Annotated in this window: 8 protein-coding genes; 5 read left to right on the plus strand and 3 right to left on the minus strand. The window is 67.1% G+C overall.

Annotated elements, in window-relative coordinates; genetic code table 11:
• Positions 1–117: 117 nt before the first annotated feature.
• Positions 118–468 (minus strand): HesB/IscA family protein, encoded by a 351-nt coding sequence (locus ACZI8W_RS24000; protein WP_463371025.1) that lies wholly within the window; start codon positions 466–468, stop codon positions 118–120.
• A gap of 170 nt (positions 469–638) precedes the next feature.
• Here ACZI8W_RS24000 and ACZI8W_RS24005 point away from each other — a divergent pair, with 170 nt between their 5' ends.
• The 3 genes from ACZI8W_RS24005 (at position 639) to ACZI8W_RS24015 (ending at position 3,322) form a co-directional block, all read left to right on the plus strand.
• On the plus strand, positions 639–1,316 hold the full coding sequence (locus ACZI8W_RS24005) for a DUF3043 domain-containing protein (RefSeq protein WP_463371026.1): 678 nt from the start codon (positions 639–641) through the stop codon (positions 1,314–1,316).
• Positions 1,317–1,490: 174 nt separating this feature from the next.
• Positions 1,491–2,561: a nicotinate-nucleotide--dimethylbenzimidazole phosphoribosyltransferase gene (cobT, locus tag ACZI8W_RS24010; protein ID WP_463371042.1), complete on the plus strand. Its 1,071-nt coding sequence runs from the start codon at positions 1,491–1,493 to the stop codon at positions 2,559–2,561.
• Positions 2,561–3,322, plus strand: coding sequence for an adenosylcobinamide-GDP ribazoletransferase (locus ACZI8W_RS24015; RefSeq protein WP_463371027.1), 762 nt, complete (start codon positions 2,561–2,563; stop codon positions 3,320–3,322). Before cobT ends, ACZI8W_RS24015 begins: the two co-directional genes overlap by 1 nt.
• A gap of 30 nt (positions 3,323–3,352) precedes the next feature.
• Here the strand turns inward: ACZI8W_RS24015 and ACZI8W_RS24020 are convergent, their stop codons facing one another.
• Together ACZI8W_RS24020 and gcvT are read right to left on the minus strand one after the other, a co-directional pair.
• Positions 3,353–4,459: a branched-chain amino acid aminotransferase gene (locus ACZI8W_RS24020; RefSeq protein WP_463371028.1), complete on the minus strand. Its 1,107-nt coding sequence runs from the start codon at positions 4,457–4,459 to the stop codon at positions 3,353–3,355.
• A gap of 32 nt (positions 4,460–4,491) precedes the next feature.
• Complete coding sequence (gene gcvT, locus ACZI8W_RS24025; protein ID WP_463371029.1) at positions 4,492–5,592, minus strand: glycine cleavage system aminomethyltransferase GcvT; 1,101 nt, start codon at positions 5,590–5,592, stop codon at positions 4,492–4,494.
• A gap of 130 nt (positions 5,593–5,722) precedes the next feature.
• Between gcvT and ACZI8W_RS24030 the strand changes: the two genes are divergently transcribed.
• Together ACZI8W_RS24030 and ACZI8W_RS24035 are read left to right on the plus strand one after the other, a co-directional pair.
• Positions 5,723–7,234 (plus strand): leucyl aminopeptidase, encoded by a 1,512-nt coding sequence (locus ACZI8W_RS24030; protein ID WP_463371030.1) that lies wholly within the window; start codon positions 5,723–5,725, stop codon positions 7,232–7,234.
• A gap of 309 nt (positions 7,235–7,543) precedes the next feature.
• Positions 7,544–8,030 (plus strand): biotin/lipoyl-containing protein (locus ACZI8W_RS24035; protein WP_463371031.1); only part of this gene is annotated, 487 nt, incomplete at its 3' end.

Consider the following 8,030-nt stretch of genomic DNA (forward strand, 5'->3'; position numbering starts at 1 on the left):
TCAGGATTGTCGAGATTCGCTAGGGCGCATCGGTCGATGGCCGCAGCGGACTCACGGTACCGGCAGATACGTGAGGACCCCGGCACGGCCTGCGTGCCGGGGTCCGGACGGTCGAACTCAGTTGAACGAATCGCCGCAGGCGCAGGAGCCGGTGGCATTCGGATTGTCGATGGTGAAACCCTGCTTCTCGATCGTGTCGACGAAGTCGATGGATGCACCCTCGACGTAAGGGGCGCTCATCCGGTCGACAGCGAGGGCAACGCCACCGAACTCGACGGTGAGATCGCCGTCGAGGGACCGATCGTCGAAGAACAGCTGGTAACGAAGGCCGGCGCAACCACCTGGCTGCACAGCGATGCGCAGCGCGAGATCGTCACGGCCCTCCTGGTCGAGAAGAGCCTTCGCCTTCGCAGAGGCGGTCTCGGTCATGATGACGCCATGGGCGGCAGTCTCTTGCTGGACAGTCATGGGCGCTCCCTGTCGTTCGAATTCAACCCGAATGCGTCAACGGTACCGCGCTGGAATCTATTCCTCCTACAGGAGTTGCTCACATTTCAGTAGGTTCATTTCAGAAGGTTCACTGCACCCTCCGGTGGGCGGCTTACCTGATCACGGGAGCAGGCATATAGCCTGGAAGGGTGAAGTTGCTACGCCGTGGTGGTTCTGACGACTCCGACAAGCCGGGGGTGTCCACGCCCGAGGTCTCCGCCGACGACGAGTCGACGCAGACCACATCGCCCTCGAACGTCACCGAGGGGAAAGGGCGCCCGACGCCCAAACGGCGCGATGCGGAAGGCAAGCGGCGCGGGCCCGTGGCTCCGGCTCCCCTCACAGCCAAGGAAGCCCGTGCACGCCGTAAGGCAGCGCGTCAGTCCAAGTCGAAAGACGAGCGCAAGGCCGAGTCCGCGCAGCGGCGCGCAGACGCGTCCGAACGCCGCAACCGGATGCTCGCAGGCGAGGAGAAGTTCCTTCTCCCCCGCGACCGCGGTCCCGCCCGGGCCTACGTGCGCGACATCGTCGACAGCCGCCGCAATCTCGTCGGCCTGTTCATGCCCCTCGCACTGGTGCTCATCATGACGATGTTCCTCGGCCCGGTCATCCAGCAGTACGTCACCCTCGCGATGTTCGTGATGATGCTGCTGATGGTGATCGAAGGCATCTACCTCGGTCGGATGGTCAACAAGAAGGTCCGAGCGCGATTCCCGGATTCCACCGACGGCGGCTTCGGTCTCGGCTGGTACGCATTCGTGCGCGCATCGCAGATCCGGAAATTGCGAGCGCCGCTACCCCGAGTCAAGCCCGGCGACGCGATCTGACCGAAATATTCCTTGGGTATCCCAGTCGAATCCACCGTGGAATCGACTGACCCACGTGAGAGGCGACCTGTGAGCAGCGATCCCACTGCTGTGCCGAACAAACCCTTTGGGCCGAACAAACCCCCTGCGCCGAACAGAACACTCGGGCCGAACACGACGGCAGATCCCGCCACCATCGACTTTCCCGCCATCGTTGCGCCGGATCGGGAGCTCTATCTGCAGGCGGAAGCACGACAGCGAGATCTCACGAAACCGGCCGGGTCGCTGGGGCGACTCGAAGAGTTCGGCTGCTGGGTGTCGTCGTGCCAGGGGGAGGTACCTCCCCGCCAGTTCCGGCAGCCACGGGTGGTGGTCTTCGCGGGTGACCACGGTGTCGCACGCACCGGGGTATCGGCGTATCCGCCGGAGGTGACGGCGCAGATGGTCGCGAATCTCGTCGCCGGTGGCGCCGCGGTCAATGTTCTGGCCGCCGATGCCGGCGCCCAGGTCCGAGTCGTGGACATGGCAGTGGACGGCGACACGGCCCCCGACGTGTCGGCCTACAAGATCCGCCGGTCGAGCGGCTGCATCGACCGCGAGGACGCCCTGACCCACGAGGAAGCGATGCGCGCGATCGCCGCGGGCCGCACGATCGCCGACCGCGAGGTGGATGAAGGCGCAGACCTCCTGATCGCAGGCGACATGGGAATCGGCAACACCACTCCGGCAACCGTCCTGATCGCTACTCTGACCTCGACCGAACCGGTTGCAGCCGTGGGACGTGGGACCGGTATCGACGACGCCGGGTGGATGCGCAAGGTCTCTGCCATCCGCGACGCCATGCGACGGGCACGCCCGTTCGTGAAGAATCCAGTCGCGCTGTTGCGGACCGCGGGCGGCGCTGATCTCGCCGCGATGGCCGGGTATCTCGCGCAGGCGGCGGTGCGTCGTACACCCGTGGTACTCGACGGGGTGGTCGTCACAGCGGCAGCGATGCTTGCAGAGGAACTCGCTCCAGGCGCACGCCGCTGGTGGGTTGCCGGCCACCGATCGTCGGAACCCTCTCACAGCGTCGCCCTGCGTCACCTCCGGCTCGAACCGATCGTCGAGTTCGACATGCGACTCGGTGAAGGGTCGGGGGCGGTCACCGCGCTGCCCATCCTTCGGGGCGCTGTGTCCGTACTCGCGAACATGGCGACGTTCGCCGAAGCCGGCGTGACGACCCGTGACGCAACAGACACCCCCGCCGAACCCACAGACAGCTGATGCAGCGCGGGCTCGGCGGTGTCGCGTTGGCACTGTCGTGGCTGACGGTCGCACCCGTGCGCGGTCCACGTGAGATCGACCGGGCAGTCGCGGGTCGCGCGATCGGTGCCGCGCCCGTCGCCGGGCTGGTCCTCGGCGGTACTGCGACGGCAGTGGCGTGGGTGGTCTCCGCTGCAGGAGCTACCACGGGAATCATCGGATTCGTGTGTGTCGGCTTTCTCGCCCTCGCAACCCGCGGCATGCACATCGACGGCCTCGCGGACACCGCGGACGGTCTGGGTTGTTACGGCCCTCCCGAACGCGCCCGAGAGGTGATGAAGTCCGGCGGTGCCGGGCCGTTCGGAGTGGCCGCGTTGATCGTCGTGCTCGGCCTGCAGGCCGTGTCGTTCGGTGCGCTCGCCGACGCGAATGCCTGGGCGGCGATCGGGTTCGCCGTCGCGTTCGGGCGGGTGACGGTGGTGCCGGCATGCAGACGAGGACTCCCCGCCGCCGCGGGCAGCGGATTCGGAGCGCTCGTCGCCGATTCTCAGGGACCGGTGGTGATCGGAGCGTGGAGTCTCGTCGCGATCGCTACCGCAGCCGTGTGCGTTCCGGGGCCGCTGTGGCTCGGCCCGGTCGCGGTGGGCGTGGCACTGGCGCTGTCGTGGTGGTTCGTGAAACACTGCGCCGCCCGATTCGGCGGCCTCAGTGGGGACGTTCTCGGCGCGACGACCGAAGGGTGTGTGGCCTTGCTCGCCGTCGTCGCCGCGTGCGCTGTCTGACCTTCCGACGGATCACCTCTCAGGCCTGACTCATGCGCGCAGGGTTGTCATCCAACCGTGTGTGTCGGCAAAGGTTCCCCGCTGAATTCCGGTCAGCGTGTCGCGCAGCGCCATCGTGATCGGTCCGGGTTCTCCACCACCGATGCTGAACTCGCCGTCGCGATCCTTGACGCTCCCGACGGGCGTGATCACCGCCGCCGTGCCGCAAGCGAACACTTCGGTGATCTCGCCGGAGGCCGCCTTCTCGCGCCATTCCTCGGTGCTGATGCGTTGCTCCTCGACCGACAGACCCGAATCCATCGCGAGCGTGAGCAGCGAATCGCGGGTGATTCCCGGCAGCAGTGAACCCGACAACTCAGGGGTGACGAGCCGCGCATCGGGACCCGACCCGTACACGAAGTACAGGTTCATGCCGCCCATCTCTTCGACGTACTTCCGCTCGATGGCGTCGAGCCACACCACCTGGTCACAACCCTGATCGGCGGCATGCGCCTGCGCGACCAGCGAGGCAGCGTAGTTGCCTGCGAACTTGGCGGCACCTGTGCCGCCCGGTGCGGCACGCACGTACTCACGCGAGAGCCACACGCTCACCGGTTTCACCCCGCGCGGGAAGTACGCCCCGGCGGGAGACGCGATGAGCAGGTACTTGTACTCGGCCGCGGGGCGAACCCCGAGCGCCGGCTCGGTCGCGAACATGTACGGGCGAAGGTAGAGCGACGATTCACCTCCGGCCTGGGGGACCCATTCGTGATCGACGTCGAGCAGTTCGGTGATGGACCGAGCGAACAGTTCCTCGGGCAGGTGCGGCATCGCGATGCGGTCGGCCGACCGGTTGAACCGGGCAGCGTTGGCCTCGAGGCGGAACGACGCGATGCTGCCATCGCTCTGCCGGTACGCCTTGAGCCCTTCGAAGATCGACTGGCCGTAGTGCAGCACCATCGCGGCGGGATCCAGCGAGATGGGCGCGTAGGGCTCTACTTTCGCGCCGTGCCAGCCGGTGCCCTCGGTGTAGGTGATCGTCACCATGTGGTCGGTGAAGTACCGGCCGAATCCGGGATCGGCCAGGATCTCCTGACGCCGCTCCGCGGAAGTCGGTGAGGGATGCGGGACGCGAGCGAATTCGAGGACACCTGTCATGAATGACAATGGTAACCAATCGGCGCCGACGCCTACTTGGTGTGGTCCTCGACGAACGGCGGAGAGATCACCTCGGCACGCAAGGAGCGGCCACGCACATCCACGCTCACCTCGTCGCCGGGCGCGAGTTCGGCATCCGTGTCCAGCAGGGCGAGTGCGATTCCGATCTCGAGGGTCGGAGAGAAGGTACCCGAGGTAGTTTCGCCGACTGCCGCACCGTGCTTCAGGACCGTCTGACCCTGCCGCAGAACTCCGCGATCGAGAGCCTTGATACCCCACAGGCGACGCGTCGGACCCATTTGCTTCTCTTCGAGCAACGCTTCCCGACCCCAGAATTCCGGCTTCTTCCATCCGACTGCCCAGCCGGTGCGGGCCTGCACCGGCGAGATCGCGAGCGACAGCTCGTGCCCGTGCAGCGGGTATCCCATTTCTGTACGCAGGGTGTCGCGGGCACCCAGGCCAGCCACCTGGCCCCCCACAGCACGCACTGCGGTCTCCAGCGCACGGAACAACGCCTCAGCACCGCCCCAGGCCGGCAGTACCTCGAATCCGCGCTCGCCGGTGTAACCGCTGCGGCACACACGGATCGGCGTGCCGTTCCACTCCGCGTCGACGAACCCCATGTACGAGATGTCCGTCGGCAAACCCAGTTCCGTCAGGATGTCGGCGGACTTCGGACCTTGCACCGCCAGGACTGCGTAGTCGCGATGCTGATCGGTGACAGTGATGCCGTCCGGCGCCTGTGCGGCGAGTTCTGCGACGACCGCGGCGGTGTTCGCGGCGTTCGGCACGAGGAAGAGTTCCTCGTCCGACACGTAGTAGACGATCAGGTCGTCGATGACCCCGCCGGATTCGGTGCAGCACAAGGTGTACTGCGCCTTGCCGGGTCCGATCTTCGCCAGGTCGTTGGTGAGGGCCGAGTTCACGAACTCCGCGGCGCCCGGTCCCGCCACCAGCGCCTTGCCGAGATGACTGACGTCGAACAAGCCGACGTTCTCGCGGACCGCGGTGTGCTCGGCGAGCGTGCCCGCATAGGACACAGGCATCTCCCAGCCGCCGAACGGCGCGAATGTCGCGCCGAGTTCGACATGCACGGCATGGATCGGTCCCCGCTGCAATTCCTGGTCACTCATGTGACATGAGGCTAGCCGACCCGCTGCGCGGCGCAGTTCCGTCCGGCCACACCCACCTCCTCTCCGCGCAATCACTAGCATCGTTCGGGACCACCTTCTTGCGTCACCTCGTCTGCCTAGGAGTTGCCCAGTGAGCGCACCGACCCCGGAGTTGCCCGAACTCGTTCTCGCCGGCTCGGTATCGAAGCGAGCCGACGTACTTGTCGTCGGTCTGACCTCGACCGACGGAGACCCCGAGGTCCTGCTCGGCGACGATGTGATCGACGAAGACGTGCTCGGGAGCATTCTCGACGCGGTGCAGGCAGTCGGAGCCACCGGTCGCGCCGAGGAGATCACCCGCGTTCCTGCGCCCGCCGAACTCCCCGTCCCGAGTGTCGTGGCCGTCGGACTCGGCGCCGCCGACAGCATCGACGCCGAGCAGGTGCGTCGCGCAGCGGGTGCCGCTTCCCGCGCACTGGCCGGTGTCGCCACCGTGGCGACCACCCTGTCGGCCGTCGACCTCGGTGCCGCCGCGGAAGGCTTCGCCCTCGGCGCATACACCTACACGGAGTTCCGGTCCGAGAAGTCGGCGCCCGGTGCCGACAAGAAGCCGCCGTCACGGATCGAACTGCTCGTCACCTCGACCCGTGACCGCACCGCCAAGGCCGCACTCGCCCGGTCGACAGCGGTTGCGGAAGCGGTCGCAGCCGCCCGCGAGTTCGTCAACACCCCGCCCAGCCACCTGTACCCGGCGTCCTTCGCGGAGCGCGCGAAGGCTCTGGGTGAAGCGGCGGGACTGAAGGTCGAAGTGCTCGATGAGAAGGCACTGGAGAAGCACGGCTACGGCGGCATCGTGGGTGTCGGCAAGGGGTCGTCGCGACCGCCGCGTCTCGTACGCCTGTCGTACGCCTCGAAGAAGCGCAAGGCGCCGAAGATCGCGCTCGTCGGCAAGGGAGTCACCTTCGACACGGGCGGCATCTCGATCAAGCCGGCCGCCGGCATGGAGGCCATGACCTCGGACATGGCGGGTGCCGCGGCCGTCGTTGCGACCGTGGTGCTCGCCGCGAAGCTGGGCGTTGCCGCCGACGTCACGGCCACGGTGCCGATGGCCGAGAACATGCCGTCGGCGACGGCGCAGCGTCCCGGCGATGTCCTGACCCAGTACGGCGGCACCACCGTCGAGGTGATCAACACCGATGCCGAGGGCAGGCTGATTCTCGCCGACGCCATCGTGCGCGCGTGCGAGGACGAGCCCGACTACCTGATCGACACCGCGACGCTGACCGGTGCACAGATGGTGGCGCTCGGCACCCGCACGCCCGGCGTGATGGGCACCGAGGAGTTCCGCGACCGGGTCGCGGCGCTGTCGCAGGAGGTCGGTGAGAACGGCTGGGCGATGCCGCTGCCGAAGTACATGCGCTCGGATCTCGAGTCGCGAGTCGCCGACCTCGCGAACGTCAGCCCGAACCGCTGGGGCGGCATGCTGACCGCGGGGCTGTTCCTGAAGGAGTTCGTCCCCGAGGGCGTGCAGTGGGTCCATATCGATGTTGCCGGCCCGGCGTTCAACACAGGTGGCCCGTTCGGCTATGTCGGTAAGGGCGGCACCGGGGTGCCGGTGCGCACCATGCTCGCGGTGATCGAGGACGTCGCAGAACGCGGATGACGACAGTCGCCCATTATTGCCGTGAGTTCGGCGCGGCCGTCCCCCTGAGTCGGGTGGGACGGCCGCGTGTGGCCGGACACACCACGAAAGCGGTGTGAGCAGATCCGCCCCTCGTCGAACATCCGATGGCGACGAGTGCAAGGATGGTTCCGGGCGTGCCTCCTCCGGTATCGGCCCACGAGAACACCTGAACCAACCGCACGAGTCCCCGGCCTCGAGCACAATGGGAGCGCGACCACACAATGGTCGACACCCACGAGTCGGTACAACTCAACACACCCGAACACAACCGTCGAGGAGTCAACAGACATGGCCTTCTCCGTCCAGATGCCAGCGCTTGGTGAGAGCGTCACCGAGGGAACTGTCACGCGATGGCTCAAGCAGGAAGGAGACACGGTCGAAGTCGATGAGCCGCTGCTCGAAGTCTCCACGGACAAGGTCGACACCGAGATCCCGTCCCCCGCTGCCGGCGTGCTGATCAAGATCGTCGCTCAGGAAGACGACACCGTCGAGATCGGCGGCGAGCTCGCACAGATCGGCGGCGATGGCGAATCCGCAGGTAACGCACCCGCCCCCGCAGCCGAAGCAGCTGCTCCTGCAGCCGAGGCACCTGCGCCCGGCGCCGAAGCCGCACCGGCTCCCGCCGCACCCGCGCAGTCGAGCGGCAATGGTGCGGGCACCCCCGTCACCATGCCTGCGCTCGGCGAATCCGTCACCGAAGGCACCGTCACCCGCTGGCTCAAGGCCATCGGCGACGAGGTCGCCGTCGACGAACCCCTCCTCGAGGTCTCCACCG

The organism is Rhodococcus ruitaii, assembly GCF_055230935.1.